12 protein-coding genes are annotated in these 15191 nt (G+C 72.4%); 7 read left to right on the forward strand and 5 right to left on the reverse strand.

What is annotated here, in order from left to right; all coding sequences use genetic code 11:
• Window positions 1-33: 33 nt before the first annotated feature.
• On the reverse strand, window positions 34-1437 hold the full coding sequence (locus tag ACFW9Z_RS04245) for a glycoside hydrolase family 18 protein (protein WP_384634082.1): 1404 nt from the start codon (window positions 1435-1437) through the stop codon (window positions 34-36).
• A gap of 364 nt (window positions 1438-1801) precedes the next feature.
• Between ACFW9Z_RS04245 and ACFW9Z_RS04250 the strand changes: the two genes are divergently transcribed.
• From ACFW9Z_RS04250 to ACFW9Z_RS04270, 5 genes are all read left to right on the forward strand, one after another.
• Window positions 1802-2554, forward strand: a complete 753-nt coding sequence (locus tag ACFW9Z_RS04250; protein WP_384634085.1) for a GntR family transcriptional regulator — start codon at window positions 1802-1804, stop codon at window positions 2552-2554.
• Window positions 2555-2777: 223 nt separating this feature from the next.
• The gene (locus tag ACFW9Z_RS04255) at window positions 2778-2978 is read left to right on the forward strand and encodes an SPOR domain-containing protein (RefSeq protein ID WP_384634088.1); all 201 of its coding nucleotides are present in this window, start codon (window positions 2778-2780) and stop codon (window positions 2976-2978) included.
• A 199-nt stretch (window positions 2979-3177) separates the two neighbouring features.
• Window positions 3178-3579, forward strand: a complete 402-nt coding sequence (locus ACFW9Z_RS04260) for an NUDIX domain-containing protein (protein ID WP_384634609.1) — start codon at window positions 3178-3180, stop codon at window positions 3577-3579.
• 143 nt (window positions 3580-3722) lie between these two features.
• Complete coding sequence (locus ACFW9Z_RS04265; protein WP_384634091.1) at window positions 3723-4211, forward strand: ATP-binding protein; 489 nt, start codon at window positions 3723-3725, stop codon at window positions 4209-4211.
• Between the two features lie 193 nt (window positions 4212-4404).
• The gene (locus ACFW9Z_RS04270; RefSeq protein ID WP_384634612.1) at window positions 4405-6972 is read left to right on the forward strand and encodes a SpoIIE family protein phosphatase; all 2568 of its coding nucleotides are present in this window, start codon (window positions 4405-4407) and stop codon (window positions 6970-6972) included.
• A 55-nt stretch (window positions 6973-7027) separates the two neighbouring features.
• On the opposite strand, the gene ACFW9Z_RS04275 is transcribed toward ACFW9Z_RS04270, so the two are convergent.
• Both ACFW9Z_RS04275 and ACFW9Z_RS04280 read right to left on the reverse strand, forming a co-directional pair.
• Window positions 7028-7744, reverse strand: a complete 717-nt coding sequence (locus ACFW9Z_RS04275) for a PspA/IM30 family protein (RefSeq protein WP_384634094.1) — start codon at window positions 7742-7744, stop codon at window positions 7028-7030.
• A 188-nt stretch (window positions 7745-7932) separates the two neighbouring features.
• Window positions 7933-10086 (reverse strand): TPM domain-containing protein, encoded by a 2154-nt coding sequence (locus tag ACFW9Z_RS04280; protein WP_384634615.1) that lies wholly within the window; start codon window positions 10084-10086, stop codon window positions 7933-7935.
• Between the two features lie 222 nt (window positions 10087-10308).
• Between ACFW9Z_RS04280 and ACFW9Z_RS04285 the strand changes: the two genes are divergently transcribed.
• Together ACFW9Z_RS04285 and ACFW9Z_RS04290 are read left to right on the forward strand one after the other, a co-directional pair.
• Entirely contained in the window at window positions 10309-11925 is a 1617-nt protein-coding gene (locus tag ACFW9Z_RS04285) for a glycosyltransferase (protein WP_384634096.1), read from the forward strand.
• Window positions 11926-11933: 8 nt separating this feature from the next.
• Window positions 11934-13466, forward strand: a complete 1533-nt coding sequence (locus ACFW9Z_RS04290; protein WP_384634099.1) for a DUF6056 family protein — start codon at window positions 11934-11936, stop codon at window positions 13464-13466.
• Here ACFW9Z_RS04290 and ACFW9Z_RS04295 read toward each other — a convergent pair.
• Together ACFW9Z_RS04295 and ACFW9Z_RS04300 are read right to left on the reverse strand one after the other, a co-directional pair.
• Window positions 13447-14661 carry an RNA polymerase sigma factor gene (locus tag ACFW9Z_RS04295; protein ID WP_384634618.1) on the reverse strand — a complete coding sequence of 405 codons (1215 nt, stop codon included), beginning with the start codon at window positions 14659-14661 and terminating at the stop codon, window positions 13447-13449. The two genes, ACFW9Z_RS04290 and ACFW9Z_RS04295, sit on opposite strands and share 20 nt — an antisense overlap.
• A 54-nt stretch (window positions 14662-14715) precedes the next feature.
• A complete protein-coding gene (locus ACFW9Z_RS04300) occupies window positions 14716-15123 on the reverse strand; it encodes a YciI family protein (protein WP_384634102.1) in 408 nt (135 codons plus the stop codon).
• Between the last annotated feature and the right edge of the window lie 68 nt (window positions 15124-15191).

The following is a 15191-nucleotide window of genomic DNA, read 5'->3' on the forward strand; positions in this document are numbered from 1 at the left end:
CCGCCGTGCGCGGCCGCCCCAACCGCTTTTCCGCTAGCGGCGGTTGAGCCCGCGGTGGACGGCGGTGATCAGCTCACCGTCCGCCGTGTCCCCGTCCAGCGACCAGAACATCGCACCGGCCAGGCCCTTGTCCCGGATGTACGTGGTCTTGGCGCGCAGCACCTGCGGGTCGTCGTACGTCCACAGCGTGGTCCCGTCGAAGAGCCAGGCGTGGCCGTTCTTCGTGTCCCGGTGGATCTTGTACGTGCCCGAGTCGGCCAGCTTCTTGAGGGCCTTGTAGTCCTCGTAGCCGTTGGCCCAGGTGGCCGGAGCCGGGCCGGTGGCGGGCTGCCCCAGCCCCTTGCCGCCGCCGCTCACACCGGTCCAGCCCTGACCGTAGAACGGCATGCCCACCACGAGCTTGTGCTTGGGGGCGCCGCGCTTGACCCAGTCCCGTACGGTCTGGTCGACGCTGTAGTCGTTCTTCGCGTAGAGCGCCGACTGCTGGGCCGTCTTCTTCTCGCCCGAGACGTGGAAGTCGTAGCCCTGGAGGTTGACGAAGTCGAAGTCCTTCATGAGGCGCTTGACGTCGAACCCGGCGTCGATCTTCGCGGGGGCGGTCGGGACGTACGCCGACAGGTCGTAGTGCTTCGGCTTCGGCTTGTGCTTGCCGTGCCCGTGCCCCTTGCCCTTCTTGGACTTGGCCTGGCTCTTCGCGTACGCGTCGAGCTGGACGCGGAACTCGCGGATCAGGGCGGTGAAGTTCTTCTTGTCCTCCGGGCGGAAGACGGTGCCCTCGTTGCCCGCCGAGCCCGGCCACTCCCAGTCGACGTCGATGCCGTCGAAGAGACCGGCCGCCGCACCCTTGCCGCCGCGCGCCCCGTCCTTGGGGAGGTTGCCCTTGATGTACAGGTCGATGCAGGAGGCGACGAGCGCCTTGCGGGAGGCCGCTGTGCGCACCGAGTCGGAGAAGTGGGTGGACCAGCTCCAGCCGCCGAGCGAGATCATCACCTTGAGGCCGGGGTGCTTGGCCTTCAGCTCGCGCAGCTGGTTGAAGTTGCCCGCGAGCGGCTGGGTGTCGGTGTCGGCCACGCCGTCCACCGAGTTCGCCGCGTCGAGCGGACGGGCGTAGTCCGCCCAGGCGTCGGCCTGGCCCGGGATGTTGCCGGTGAAGCACTTGCCCTGGGCGTTGACGTTGCCGAAGGCGTAGTTGATGTGGGTCAGCTTGGCCGCCGTCCCGCTGGTGTCCAGGTCCTTGACCTGGAAGTCGCGTCCGTAGACGCCCCACTGGGTGAAGTAGCCGATGCTCTTGTACGCGGGGCGCTGGTGGCCCTTGGAGCGGTCGCCGCCGCTGCTCTGGCCACGGTCACCGCCGGCCGTCGCGGCCGGGGCGGCACCCGCCACCAGGGCGAGGGCGACACCGGCGATGGTCAGTCGGGAGAGGTTCTTTCGACGCATGAGGCTCGTTCCTGTGCGTGATCCGGTGCGGAAAGGGCATCGGGAGGGACAGAGGTGCATGGGGAGCCGTGCTGTGCACAGGAAGGTATTGGTCTGGACCAAAAACGGTCAAGGGTCCGGGAGTTGTGGGTCTCGGTGGCGGTGTCGATCGGGGTGATTCGGGGCAGATTCCGGTCACATTCGGGGCATGTTCGGAGCGGGTCCAGGGCCGGGGAATGTCCGGGAAGCGCTCTGGTGGCCACGGCCGGGTTATGCATGAACCGCCCCGACGTCATCACATTGAGTGAAACTCTGGCCCATGCTTGCGGTGCGCAACCCACGGTTGTCAGGCTGTTGCAGACTGTCAACCTGTTGGGAGTGGCCTGTGACTTTCGGTGAGCAGCCCGCCTATCTGCGCGTGGCGAGCGATCTGCGGGAGAAGATCGTGAACGGCGCGCTGCCGCCCCATACCCGCCTGCCGTCGCAGGCCCGCATCCGGGAGGAGTACGGGGTCTCGGACACCGTCGCCCTGGAGGCGCGGAAGGTCCTGATGGCCGAGGGGCTGGTCGAGGGCCGCTCCGGCTCCGGCACGTATGTGCGCGAGCGCCCCGTCCCCCGCATGATCGCCCGCTCCGGGTACCGCCCGGAGAAGGGCGCCAGCCCGTTCCGCCAGGAGCAGACCGCCGAGGGGGTGCGCGGGACCTGGGAGTCCCGCAGCGAGCAGGAGGGGGCGAGTGCCGAGGTCGCCGAGCGGCTCGGCATCGAGCCGGGCGACCGGGTGATGCGGACGCACTACGTGTTCCGGGAGGCGGGCGAACCGATCATGCTCTCCACCTCCTGGGAGCCCCTTTCTGTCACCGGGCGTACGCCGGTGATGCTCCCCGAGGAGGGTCCGCTGGGCGGCTGCGGGGTGGTCGACCGGATGGCGGCGATCGATGTCGTCGTGGACAACGTGGTCGAGGAGGTCGGCGCGCGCCCCGGGCTCGCGGAGGAGCTGCTCGCGCTCGGCGGGGTCCCCGGCCACGTGGTCATCGTGATCGGGCGTACGTACTACGCCTCGGGGCGCGCGGTGGAGACGGCCGATGTGGTCGTGCCCGCCGACCGCTACCGGATCGCTTACCACTTGCCGGTCAGATGAGTTGACGCCCCGTCGGATCGTTCCGCTCCTTCGTGAGCAGGGGCGATGGGGGTGACGAGGGGGCGCATCCAGCGGATGCGCCCCCTTCGTCATGGCCGGATGCGTACCTCTTTGTGTAAAGACGCCTGCGCTGAGTGAAGGTCAGGCGTACGCTCGGGCATATGCGTACTGCGGTTTCCTGGGGATCCTTAGAGACGTGCACGCCGGTGGAAAGAGGGGCGACATGTGGGGGAGCGACACGATGAGTGACAGCGGTGCCGTGCTCCCGTGGCTGGTGATACGGCAGGACGACAGCGGCAACCGCTACCGCGTCGGCAGATACGCCACACAGGCCGAGGCGCAGAAGGTCGCCGACGGCCTGGACGACCGCAAGCACCGCCAGGTGTACCGGGTGGAGCGCGTGGGCCAGGGCGGCCGGTCCTAGGGCCTGTCGTCAAACTGCCCCTAGCGGCTGGGCCGGGGCGGCCGGTCCTCAAGCGCTGAGACCGGACTCCCGGGCCCCGGAGCGCCCTTGTCGCGTTCCGGGGCCCGCCTCCGCGTTCCGGGGCCCTGCCGCGCAGGCGGTAGGGTCCCGCCCGTCCGGTATGAGCGTCCCGGACCCGGCGAGCGAGGGTGGAGCGGTGATGTCGGTGCTGATCGACACGGTGGCATGGGTGCGGATCGAGGACGGCAGGATTCTCTGTGCCCGCCCCAAGGGCAAGGACGTCTTCTACATCCCGGGCGGCAAGCGCGAGGGCGCCGAGAGCGACCTGGAGACCCTTCTGCGCGAGATCGAGGAGGAGCTGACGGTCGGCCTGGTCCCGGAGAGCGTCGTGCACGCCGGTACGTACGAGGCGCACGCCCATGATGGTCCGGGCGCCCCCCTCGTCACGATGAGCTGCTACTACGCCGACTATCGCGGGACGCTGGCCGCGAGCAGTGAGATCGAGGAGGTGGCGTGGTTCTCCTACGCCGACCGGCCCCTGGTGCCCCCGGTCGACCAGCTGCTCTTCGACGATCTCCGGGCCGCCGGTGAGCTGCGCTGATCCGCACGCCCGTGGACGGGCTCGGCCCCGTACGCCCGTCTGCACCAAACGCCCCTTCGTGCGGTAGTAAGCGATAAATGGTGGGTATGGGCTGTTTAGTCCCCATTTATCTATGGGGTGAGCCCCTGGCCGGCCCCTGGGAAGTGATCGGCGTGATCGATACCGAAGGCGACTGTGCCGAGTGGACCTTCCCGGCCGAACCGGGTTCCGTGCGCAGCGCCCGGCACGCCGTCCGTGACGCCCTGCACTGCTGGGGCCTGGACACGGCGGTCGGTGACATGGCCGTCCTGCTGGTCAGCGAGCTGGTGACCAACTCCCTGCGGTACGCCTCCGGCCCCATCGGCGTACGGCTGGAGCGCTCGCACCCGGACGCCGGGAGCAACGGGTCCGGCGAGCTCACCGGAGACTTCTCCACCGACCTCCGGCTCGCCGCCGCCCGGCCGCCCGCCGCCCCCGGCCTGCTGGTGGAAGTCTCCGATCCGCTTCCGGATCCACCCACCGAACGCAGTGCGGGACCCGACGACGAGGGTGGCCGGGGACTGCAGCTCGTGGCCTGTTCCGCACGCCGTTGGGGGACTCGTCGCGGAAAAAGCGGCAAGACGGTGTGGTTCGAGCTCGCTCTCCCTGGTTAGGAGTGGGGAGGGACGCACAGCGATCACCAGAGGTCGGGCAGGACCTGGCTGAAAGGTACTGAGACCTTGCTGTGATCGTGAACGCCGTGTCGGTCGGGGCCGTAGTGCTGAATACTGCGGGCAGGACCGGTCCGGTGTGTGAGCTGGAGGGGACGGTCGCGTGAGCGAAATACCTGGGACAACGGGCGACGTCGTGTGGCAGAGCAGTCCGCCCGGCTCGATCTACGACTACATCAGGGTCGCCTCCTTCTCGATCGGGGCCGACGGTCTGATCGAGCAGTGGAGCCGCCGGGCCGCCGGCCTCTTCGGCATGGCCGCCGACGAGGCGATCGGGCGTGACCCGGTCGAGGCCTTCCTGCCCGCCGAGCTGCGTTCGGACGGGCACCGGCGGGTCGGCGAGATCCTGGACGGCAAGGAGTGGACGGGCCTCGTCCCCTTCCGGATGCCGGGCGAGGGCGGTGCGCACGGGGTCGCCGAGGTCTATGTGATGCCCAGTGAGACGGCGGACGGTGAGCGGGCCGCGCTCTGTATCGTCGTGGACGTCCGGGCGTTGCGGAGGATCGAGACCGACCTCGCCGCCTCGCAGGCCATATTCGGCCAATCTCCCTTCGGCTTCGTGCTGTTCGGTACGGACTTCACCGTCGTCCGGGCCAACCAGCGCTTCGCCACCGTCTTCGGCGGCGCCGCCGACGACCACCGGGGCCGCACGGTCGACGACTACCTCCCCGGCCCCGAGGCCGACCGGCTGGCCGCCACGCTGAAACGCGTCCTGGAGACCGGCGAGTCCGTCACCGACCTCCAGCTGGTCGGCCCCACCCCCGGCGAGACCGGCCGCCGCCACTGGTCCATGAACCTCTACCGGGTGCACAGCGGCTCCGGCCGCCCCGTCGGCGTCGCGGGCCTCGCCACCGATGTCACCCGCCGCCACATCGCCGCCCGCGAGGCCGCCAGCGCCCGCCGCAACCTCGCCCTCCTCAACGAGGCCAGCGCCCGCATCGGCAACTCGCTCGACCTGGAGACCACCGCCCGCGAACTCCTCGACGTGGCCGTCCCCGGCTTCTGCGACCTGGCCTCCGTCGACCTCTACCAGGGCCTGCTGACCGGCGAGGAGGCCGCGCCCGGCTCCTGGGCCCCCGCCCACCGCGAGTCCGCCGGAGGCTCGGCCGAGCTGCGCCGGGTCGCCCACGCCAGCGCGGTGGCCGACGCCCTGCCGACCGCCGTGGCGGGCAGCGGCGCCCCGGGCCCCGACGACCTGCCGCCCGCGCTCGGCTCGGTCCACCGCTTCCCGTTCGGCTCCCCGTGCGCGATGGCCCTGCGCTCGGGCCACGTCGAGGCGGTGCCCGGCGACGACATGGGGTTCGTGCAGTCCACGCTCGCCGTGCCGATGGTCGCCCACGACACCGTGGTCGGCCTCGTCCAGTTCTCCCGTACGAAGGGGAGCGAGCCCTTCGGGGAGCGCGACCGGGCGCTCGCCACCGAGCTGGCCGCCCGCGCCGCCGTCTGCATCGACAACGCCCGCCTCTACCGCCGCGAGCACGAACGCGCCCTGATCCTCCAGCGCAGCCTGCTGCCCCCCGGCGACCCCGAGGCCGCCGGGCTCGACATCGCCTGCCGCTACCTCCCCGGCAACACCGCCACCGAGGTCGGCGGCGACTGGTTCGACGTCATCGAACTGCCGGGCCACCGCACCGCCCTCGTCGTCGGCGACGTCATGGGCCGGGGCCTGCGGGCCGCCGTCGCCATGGGCGAACTCCGTACCGCCGTCCGCACGTTGGCCCTGCTCGACCTGGAACCCGCCGAAGTCCTCTCCGCCCTGGACGAGGTGGCGCGCGGCCTCGGCTCCCCGGGCGGCGGCGAACGTTCCGAAGGGCTCGGCGGCAGCGGCGGAGCCCAGTGGCCCTCCCGCGCCGCGCAGAAGTCCCGCGAGGCGGACCTCTCCGAGGTGTACCTCGCCACCTGCGTCTACGCGGTCTACGACCCGGTCACCCGACGCTGTACGTTCGCCAATGCCGGGCACCTCCCCCCGGCCGTGGTCGAGCCCGGCCGACCCGCCCGGCTCATCGACGTACCGCCGGGAATGCCGCTGGGCGTCGGCGGCGAACCCTTCGAGGAGGTGGAGGTGGAGCTCGCCGAGAACGCCCTGCTCACCCTCTACACCGACGGGCTCGTCGAATCCCGGGACCAGCCGCTCGACGAGGGCCTGGACGCCCTGCGCGCGGTGCTGACCGGACCGCAGATGCCCCTGGAGGACGCCTGCGACTTCGTCCTCTCCACGCTGGACACCCGGCACGGCGAGGACGACATCGCCCTGCTGATGGCCCGCATCCAGGGGCTGCCCGCCGAGGCGGTGGGGGACTGGACGCTGCCGCGCGAGCCCCGCTCGGTGGGCCGCGCCCGCGAACTGGCCCGCTCCCAGCTCCTGACCTGGGACCTGGACGACCTGGTCGACACCACCGAACTCCTCGTCAGCGAGCTGGTCACCAACGCCCTGCGGTACGGCGAGGGCGAGATCCGGCTGAGGCTGCTGCGCGACCGCACCCTGGTCTGTGAGGTGTGGGACGCCGGACTCGTCCAGCCGCGCCGCCGCCGGGCCCGCGACACCGACGAGGGCGGGCGCGGGCTGCAACTGGTCGGCCTGCTCAGCGCCGCCTGGGGCTCGCGCCGCACCCCGCGCGGCAAGACCGTCTGGTTCGAACTGGCCCTGCCGGACGGGGCACCGGCCGCGGAACTCTCGGTGGAGCAACTGCTGAGCATGTACTGAGCCGACGGGAGGCGGTACGCGGACGTGGGGCGGTACGTGGGGGCAGGGGCGTACGTTACGAGGCGCCCGCCTTCAGGGCCGCCAGCCGGGCCTCCACCTCCGCGCTGGCCCCCAGGCTGTCCAACTGCTCGAACTGCGCGTCCAGCGAGGAGGCGGCCAGCTCCTGCTTGCCCAGGGCCTTCGCCTCCTCGCGCCGCACCTTGTCCTCGAAGCGGCTCAGCTCGCTCGTCGGGTCGAGCACGTCGATGTTCTTCACCGCGTCCATCATCCGGTTCTGCGCCTGCGCCGACTTGGCCCGCGCCACCAGCTCGTCGCGCTTGGCCTTCAGCTCGGAGAGCTTGACCTTCATCTGGTCCAGCCCCGCCTTGAGCTTCTCCACCACCTCGCTCTGGGAGGCGATCGTCGGCGCGGCCGTCTTCGCCTCCTGCTCCGACTGGAGCTGCCGGCCCAGCGCCACCTTGGCCAGGTTGTCGAACTTGTCCGCCTCCGCCACCGACCCCGCCCCACGCAGCTCATCGGCCTTCCGGCTCGCGGCCAGCGCCTTGCCGCCCCACTCGGCCGCCGCCTCCACGTCCTCCTTGTGGTCCTGCTCCATCAGCCGGAGGTTCCCGATGGTCGCGGCCACCGCCTGCTCGGCCTCCGCGATGTTGCTGGTGTAGTCGCGGATCAGCTGGTCCAGCATCTTCTGCGGGTCCTCCGCCTGGTCGAGGAGGGCGTTGATGTTGGCCTTGGCGAGCTGGGTGACGCGGCCGAGGATGGTCTGCTTGGTCATGGCACGGCTCCTTGGAAATCGAGATCGCTGGTACGGGTGTGGGGACGAGGCCCGGGTTGTTCGGAGAGGGCCGCCGCCGCTTTGGCGGTGCGGCCCGGGTCGTTCGGGGAGGCCGCCACCGGCCCGGTGGTGCGGCCCGGGTCGTTCGGGGAAGGCCGCCACCGGCCCGGCGGTGGGGCCCAGGTCCTTCAGAAGCGCCCTCCGCCGCCCCGGCGCCCCCGTGTGCCGCCCCCGCCGAAACTGCCCGGTCCGGCGCCGAAGCCCCCGGACCGGCCGCCGCCCCCGCCGAGGCCGCCACCGAAGCCTCCGCCCCGGCCGCCCCCGCCCCCGCCCCCGCCTCCGCCGAAGAGGCCGCCGAGGATGATTCCGCCCAGCACCGCCCCGCCCATCCCGCCGCCCCCGCCCCGCATCCCGCCGCCGGGTCCCCGGGGGCCGCGGAAGCTCCGTACGTCCTGCTCGGCCAGGCTCAGCGCCTGCCGGGCCAGCGCGTCCGCCTGCTGCGCCTCGGCCAGCGCGCCCTGGGCGTCGTCGCCGTCGGAGAGCTGCCGGGCCCGCTCCCACCGCCGCTGGGCCTCCGCGAGACGGGTGCGGGCCTCGGCGCCGACCGCGCCCCGGCTGGTGGTGATGTAGTCGGCCGCCGCCCCGATCGCGGAGCGCGCGGTCAGCATCGCCTGGTCCAGGAGCGAGCGGGCCCGCCGACCGCCCTCCTCCCGCTCCCGGGCCCCGGCGAGCGCCTCGTCCAGGGCCGCGTCCGCCTCCTCCACCCGGCGCAGGGCGTCGACCGGGTCGTACGGGCCCGCCGCCATCGCCTCTCGTACGGTCGTGAGTACGGCCTCCGCGCGGGCGATCCGGCCCCGCAGGTCCGCGGTGGAGGCGCCGGGCGCGGTGCCTTCGAGGAGGCCCCGCGCGTCGGCGAGGTCGGTCTCCGTCTCGGTGAGGGCCCCGGGGAGCTTCCCGGCCGCCTCGCCCAGCTCGGCCGAGCGCCGGTCCACCGCGTCGATGAGGGTGCCCGCCTGCCCGACCGCGCCTTCGGCGGCCCGGATGTAGACGGCGGCCCGGGCGTGGTCGGTGGCGTCGACCGCCTGGCGGGCCCGGTCCAGGGCGGAGGTGGCGAAGACGAGCCGGTCCTTCGCCTGCTCGACATCGCCCGCGACGGGGGCGCCGACCCCGTCCCCGTACCGCTCGCGCATCCCCGCCACCGTCGCCTCGGCCGCCGACACGCGGCCGGTGAGCGTACGGAACGTGGCCTCGACGGCGGCCAGGGCCTCGGGCGCGTTGCGTTCCAGGGCGCGCAGCCGGTCGAAGTCCGCCGCGACCGTGTCCAGCCCCTCGTCGGCGGCCGTGCACCTGCTGATGATCTCCTCCAGCATCCGGCGGCGGGTCGGATCGTCCTCCGGGAAGGCGTCGTCGAGCTGCTGGCGCAACCGGAACGACCGCGTCAGCTCGTCCTTGGCCCGTGCGACCGCCTCGGTGAAGGGCTTCGCCGCCTCCTCCCCGAACTGGGCGGTCGCGAAGCCGAGTTCCTCCTCGCTGGTGCGGACCGCGTCATCGGTGTCCACCAGCACCTGCTTCGCCCGCGCGTCCAGCTCCTCCAGCGGGACCGGCGCATCCTCCGCCTCCGGGGGCCGCCCCCAGCCGGTCGCCGCCGGGGTGGTGCGGGTCGTGGAGCGCCGCTTGCGCCGGGTGTACGCGTACACGGCGAGCGCCCCCGCGCCCCCGACGACGGCCACCGGCAGGATGAAGTCACCCGCGCCGGAGGGGCCGGAGGCGCCCGTACCGGGGTCGGCGGGGCCGGGGGTGATGGCGGGGGTGGTCACCGGGCGTCCGGCCAGGACGGAGACGTATCCGTCCGCCGCCCCGATCGCGGCCCCCGCCCAGTCGTTCTCCCGCAGCGCGGGCTCGATCGCGGTGGACGCCACCTCGCGCAACTGCTCGTCGGTGAGCCGGGAGTCCGCGTCCACGGAGTAGGCGTACTGCCGGGCGCGGGTGGCGACGGAGAGCAGCACGTCGTCCTGGCCCAGCCCGTTGCGGTCGGCGGTCTCGTCGCTCCAGGCCTGCCCGGAGCGCCCGGAGAAATCGCGTACGTACACGACGAAGAGCTGGATGCGCCGTTCCGCGTACAGCCGGTCGAGGGCGTCCTCCACCGCGTTCGCACGGTCCTGGAGGGCGCCCACCCGGTCGGTGATCTGGCCGTCCCGGGAGAGCTCCACGGGGTCGTCGGCACGAGCGGTCGCGGCCCCGGGCAGCGCGAGCCAGCACAGGGCGAGGAGCGCGGCGAGCAGAGCCCTGTCCACCGGCCGGAGCCAGCCCCTGCCGGGCGCGGCGCGCCGGTTTCGGTCCACGAATGGCGTCACGTTCGTGAGGCTATGTCCGGGTTACGACCCCCGCGACCGGAGCTCCGACGGCCCTCCCGTACGGGTCTGCGCTGTTCGGATGAAAGGGCGCGGCGGCCCGCGCGTCCGGGCTCGGAAGCCCCGGCCTCCCTCACGGGATGGGCAAATGTAGAGAAACCGCAACAAGACAGGCCCCACGTGGGTGACCCGGCCGAAGCCTGGAGATGTCACATGACCGGCCTTCAGCTCTCCGTCGTCGTGCCGTGCTTCAACGAGGCCGAGGTGCTCGACACCTTCCACGCCGCCCTGCTCCCCGTCCTGGAAGGGCTCGGCGCCCCCTTCGAGATCTGCTACGTGGACGACGGCAGCAGCGACGCGACCCGGGAACTCCTCGGCACCCTCGCCCTGCGCGACGAGCGGGTCCACTACACCGCCTTCAGCCGCAACTTCGGCAAGGAGGCCGCCATGCTCGCCGGGCTGCGCATGTCGCGCGGCGCGGCGGTGGTCATCATGGACGCCGACCTCCAGCACCCGCCCGAGCTGATCCCCCGCATGCTCGAACTGCACCGGCACGGCTACGACCAGGTCATCCCGCGCCGCGACCGGGCGGGCGAGGGCATGGTGCGCTCCACGCTCAGCCACACGTACTACGCCCTGGTGCGGCGGTGCATGGACGTGGAGCTGATCGACGGCTCCGGCGACTTCCGGCTGCTGTCGCGGCGGGCCGTGGCGAGCGTCCTCTCCCTCCCCGAGAGCAACCGGTTCTCCAAGGGGATCTTCTCCTGGATCGGCTTCGACACGGTCAGCTTCCGCTACCGCAACAGCGAGCGCGCGGCCGGCCGGTCGAAGTGGGGGAGCAGACGGCTGCTCAACTACGGCATCGACGGACTGCTCTCCTTCAACAACCGTCCCCTCCGCCTCGCCATCTACACCGGCTTCTGGGTCTTCGTCTCGGCCCTGGCGTACGCGCTGTGGACGGTGGTCACCGTGGTCCTGCACGGCGCGGACACCCCGGGGTACGCGACCCTCCTCACGGCTGTTGTCGCGCTGAGCGGCATCCAGCTGGTCACCCTCGGGGTCATCGGCGAGTACGTGGGCCGGATCTACCACGAGACGAAGCACCGCCCGCCGTACGTGGTGCGGGAGACCGACGCGAGCTGCCGCACCCTGCCGGACGGCCCTCACCACCCCCTCCACCGCCACCATCCCCACCGCCTGCCGTCCGGCCCGCTGGTGCTCGGCGAGCCCGACGAACTCGCGCCCTCCGGCCGCACCCGTACGGCGCGACAGTTCGGCAGCTTCGTCCTCATCGGCTGCGTGAACACGGCCGTCTACCTGGGCGTCTACGCGTCACTGAACCGCTGGATCCCCTACCTCGTGGCCCATGTCCTCGGCTACGCGGTCAGCATCGTCTGCTCGTTCCTGCTCAACTCCTACGTCACCTGCCGGACGAAGCCGACCTGGCACGCGTTCGTCCGCTTCCCGCTCTCCAGCCTGGTCAACCTGGTCGCCTCCGGAGCACTGCTCTACGGCGCGGTCAGTGGTCTCGGGATGGACAAGAACCTTGCCGCGCTGGCGGCCGGGGTGATCGTCACGCCGGTCTCCTTCCTGCTGGCCCGGTGGGCGATCATGTCGGGCCGCCGCCGTACGGAGACCTCGGAGACCTCGGAGACCTCGGAGACCTCGGAGGCATCTGAGGTTCGCGAGGTCTCCGAGACTTCCGTACGGGAGCGGGCGGCCCGGCCGCTGACCGGCCGTCCGACGGCGGACAGGCCCCTCTCCGCACGGACCTCCACACGCCCTTCCGCGGCCCCCCACACCCCCGTGCGCTCCCCCGAGGACCGGTGAGACCCACGATGACGGACAGCGCCCCGGAACCTGCCGTGTCGGACGGGACGGGGGATCCGGGTGAGACACAGGCGCGCATTCCACGCCCCCCGGATCCGCACCCCTGGACCGCGCTCTGGGTGAGCGCCCTCGCGCTCCCGCCCCTCGCCCTGCTCGCCGCCGCCTCCTGGTTCGGCCGGTGGGTGCGGCCCAGCGCCGACGACTGGTGCTTCCTCCCCGCCGTACGGGACGACGGCATCACCGGCCTGGTCGGAAAGTTCTACTTCGACGACAACGGACGTGTCGCCAACGCGCTGCTGGTCGGAACCTACGCGAAGTTCCAAGTCGCCGGACACCAGTGGTACCCGGCGGTGAGCGGCGTGCTGGTCCTCGCCGTCCTGTGGGCGGTGACCGTCCTCGCTCTGCGCCGGGGCGGGATCACGGTGCCGCGCGGGCTGCCGCTGCTGCTCGCGGCGATGGTGACCGCGCTGTTCCTGTTCGTCACGCCGAACACGTACAAGACGTTCTACTGGCCCGCCGCCTCGGTCTCCCACACCCTGCCCCCGGTCCTGGCCTGCGCCGCCCTGATCCCGCTGCTGACCGCCCGTACCCGCCGGGGCAGAGGGGCCGCCCTCGTGGTCGCGGTGCTCGCGGGCGCGTTCCTCGCCACGCTCTCCGAGGAGACGGCGATCGTGGTGGTGATGGTGCTGCTGGCGACGCTGTTCCTGAGCGGCCGGATGGCCCCCGCCTCCTCCCGGGAACGGGCGTACGTCCGCTGGTGGTGCGTGGCGGGCATCGCCGGAACGTTGGCGGGCGCCCTCGTCCTCATGACCTCACCCGGCTCCATCCACCGGCGCGAACGGTTCGGCGCCGAGACCACGTCCCTGCTCGCCCCGGACTCGCTCGTCGCCTCGCTGCGCGCCTTCGCGGAGATCACGGTGACGGTGGTGACCACCTGGCAGTACGTGGGCGCGGTGGCGGTCGGCGTCCTGCTCGGCCTGCTCGCCACCCGCCGGAACGGCGCCCCCCTCCGCCCACCGGCCCACTGGCCCCTGCTGGCCTGGACCGCCCTGCTCACGCTCCTGATCTCCGGCTACCTGTGCACGGTGATCGCGTACCCGGTCTTCCGGGACCGCGTGAGCGACCCGAGCGCCAACCGGCTCTGGAACGACTACCTCCTGCTGTACGTGATCCTCCTCGTCGGAGCCGGGGCGCTGATCGGCCTTGCGGTGCGGCAGCACGTACGCCGTACCGCCCCGGTCAAGGCCGTGTGCGCCGCGCTCTGCGTCCTGGTCTGCTTCGGTCCGGCGGTCTCGCTGCTCAACCTGGACACCAACATGCGGGCCAGGGCGGAGAAGTGGGACGCCCAGGACCGGCGGCTGCGGGCGGGGGCGGCGGACGGCGAGCGGGTGATGCCGTACGAACGGCTCGTCATCAGCGCCATGCTGGAGCCGTTCAGCCGGGGCGGTGACCGGTACTGGCCGGGTGGCTGCGTGGCGGACTTCTACGACCTGGAGCGGGTGACGGACGGGGCGCGGACGCCTACTCCTTCCGGGAGTTGAGCTCTTTCCCGGAGTTGAGCTCCTTCCGGGAGTTGAGCTCCTTCCGGGAGTCGAGCTCCTTCCGGGAGTTGAGACGGGCGGCCTGCCGGGTCAGATGGTCGCGCTCGGCAACGTTCTGCGCCTTGCGGGCGGCTTCGGCGTAGAGCCGCGCCGCCGCCCCCAGGTCGCCGTCCCGCTCATGGAGGTACGCGGACACCGCCGCGTACCGGGGCAGCGAACCGTCGACCTCCGCGAGGGCGGCGAGCCCGGCGCGCGCCCCGTCGGCCTCGCCCACGGCCACCGCACGGTTGAGCCGTACGACCGGACTGCCGGTCAGCCGCACCAGCTCGTCGTACCACTCCACGATCTGCACCCAGTCGGTCTCGGCGGCGGTGGGCGCGTCCGCGTGGAGCGCGGCGACGGCGGCCTGGGCCTGGTACTCGCCCAGCCGTTCGCGGGCGAGGGCCGCCTGAAGAATCCGTACCCCCTCCGCGATGGCCCCGGTGTCCCACCGCCCCCGGTCCTGCTCGGCGAGCGGCACCAGGCTGCCGTCCGGCGCGGTCCGGGCGTCGCGCCGGGCGTGGTGGAGCAGCATCAGGGCGAGCAGCCCCGCCACCTCCGGGTGGTCGATCACGGCCGCGAGCTGCCGGGTGAGCCGGATGGCCTCGGCGGCGAGGTCGAGGTCGCCGGAGTACCCCTCGTTGAAGACCAGGTAGAGGACGCGCAGCACGGTGGCGACATCGCCGGGCCGGTCGAACCGCACGTCCGACACGGTCCGCTTGGCCCGGCTGATCCGCTGCGCCATGGTCGCCTCGGGCACCAGATAGGCGCGGGCGATCTGCCGAGTGGTGAGCCCGCCGACCGCGCGCAGGGTGAGCGCGACGGCGGACGAGGGCGTGAGGGAGGGATGGGCGCAGAGGAAGTAGAGCTGGAGCGTGTCGTCCGCCCTCGGCGCGGGCCCGGGCGCGGGCTCCTCCTCCACCCGGTCCTCGCGCCGCCGCCGGGCGGCCTCGGCCCGCGTCGCGTCGAGGAACCGCCGCCAGGCCACGGTGACCAGCCACCCCTTCGGGTCGCGCGGCGGATCGTCGGGCCAGACGCGCACGGCCTCGATCAGCGCGTCCTGCACGGCGCCCTCGGCCGCCGCGAAGTCGGCTCCGCGGCGGACGAGAACCCCGAGCACGCCCGGGATCAGACTCCGGAGCACCAGCTCGTCCATAGCCCCCATAGCCCCCATCGACTCCACGGCCCCCATCGACTCCATCGGATCAGGTCACTCCGAGATGGTGGGCGGCGCGGTCAGGAACGGCCGCAGCTCCAGCCACTCGTGGATCGGCTTCCCGCCCGCACCCGGGGCGGCCGACAGCTCCCCGGCCAGCTCGACGGCCCGTTCGTACGTGTCGACGTCGATGATCATCCACCCGGCGATCAGGTCCTTGGTCTCGGCGAACGGCCCGTCGGTGACCGGCGGCCGCCCCTCCCCGTCGTACCGGACCCAGGCCCCCTCGGGCGCGAGCGCCTGCCCGTCGACGAACTCCCCGGACTTCTCCAGCCGGCCCGCGAAGTCGTTCATGTACTGGATGTGCGCCGAGACCTCCTCGGGCGTCCACTGGTCCATGGGCACGCTGTTGACGGCCTCCGGGGCGCCCCGGTAGTGCTTGAGCAGCAGATACTTGGCCATGACATTCTCCTCGGGGCGGGGCGGGGCGGCCGGTGGTGGTCGCCGTCGTGGTCGCTCTGTCGTCGCTT

Source organism: Streptomyces sp. NPDC059452 (genome assembly GCF_042750035.1).
In the GTDB taxonomy this organism is placed as follows: Bacteria; Actinomycetota; Actinomycetes; order Streptomycetales; family Streptomycetaceae; genus Streptomyces.

Excerpts from the sequence above, each read along its gene's own strand:
- ACFW9Z_RS04245 (WP_384634082.1), bottom strand. The coding sequence starts at position 1,437 with ATGCGTCGAAAGAACCTCTCCCGACTGACCATCGCCGGTGTCGCCCTC.
- ACFW9Z_RS04255 (WP_384634088.1), top strand. The coding sequence starts at position 2,778 with ATGTGGGGGAGCGACACGATGAGTGACAGCGGTGCCGTGCTCCCGTGG.
- ACFW9Z_RS04260 (WP_384634609.1), top strand. The coding sequence starts at position 3,178 with ATGTCGGTGCTGATCGACACGGTGGCATGGGTGCGGATCGAGGACGGC.
- ACFW9Z_RS04275 (WP_384634094.1), bottom strand. The coding sequence starts at position 7,744 with ATGACCAAGCAGACCATCCTCGGCCGCGTCACCCAGCTCGCCAAGGCC.
- ACFW9Z_RS04285 (WP_384634096.1), top strand. The coding sequence starts at position 10,309 with ATGACCGGCCTTCAGCTCTCCGTCGTCGTGCCGTGCTTCAACGAGGCC.
- ACFW9Z_RS04290 (WP_384634099.1), top strand. The coding sequence starts at position 11,934 with ATGACGGACAGCGCCCCGGAACCTGCCGTGTCGGACGGGACGGGGGAT.
- ACFW9Z_RS04295 (WP_384634618.1), bottom strand. The coding sequence starts at position 14,661 with ATGGACGAGCTGGTGCTCCGGAGTCTGATCCCGGGCGTGCTCGGGGTT.
- ACFW9Z_RS04300 (WP_384634102.1), bottom strand. The coding sequence starts at position 15,123 with ATGGCCAAGTATCTGCTGCTCAAGCACTACCGGGGCGCCCCGGAGGCC.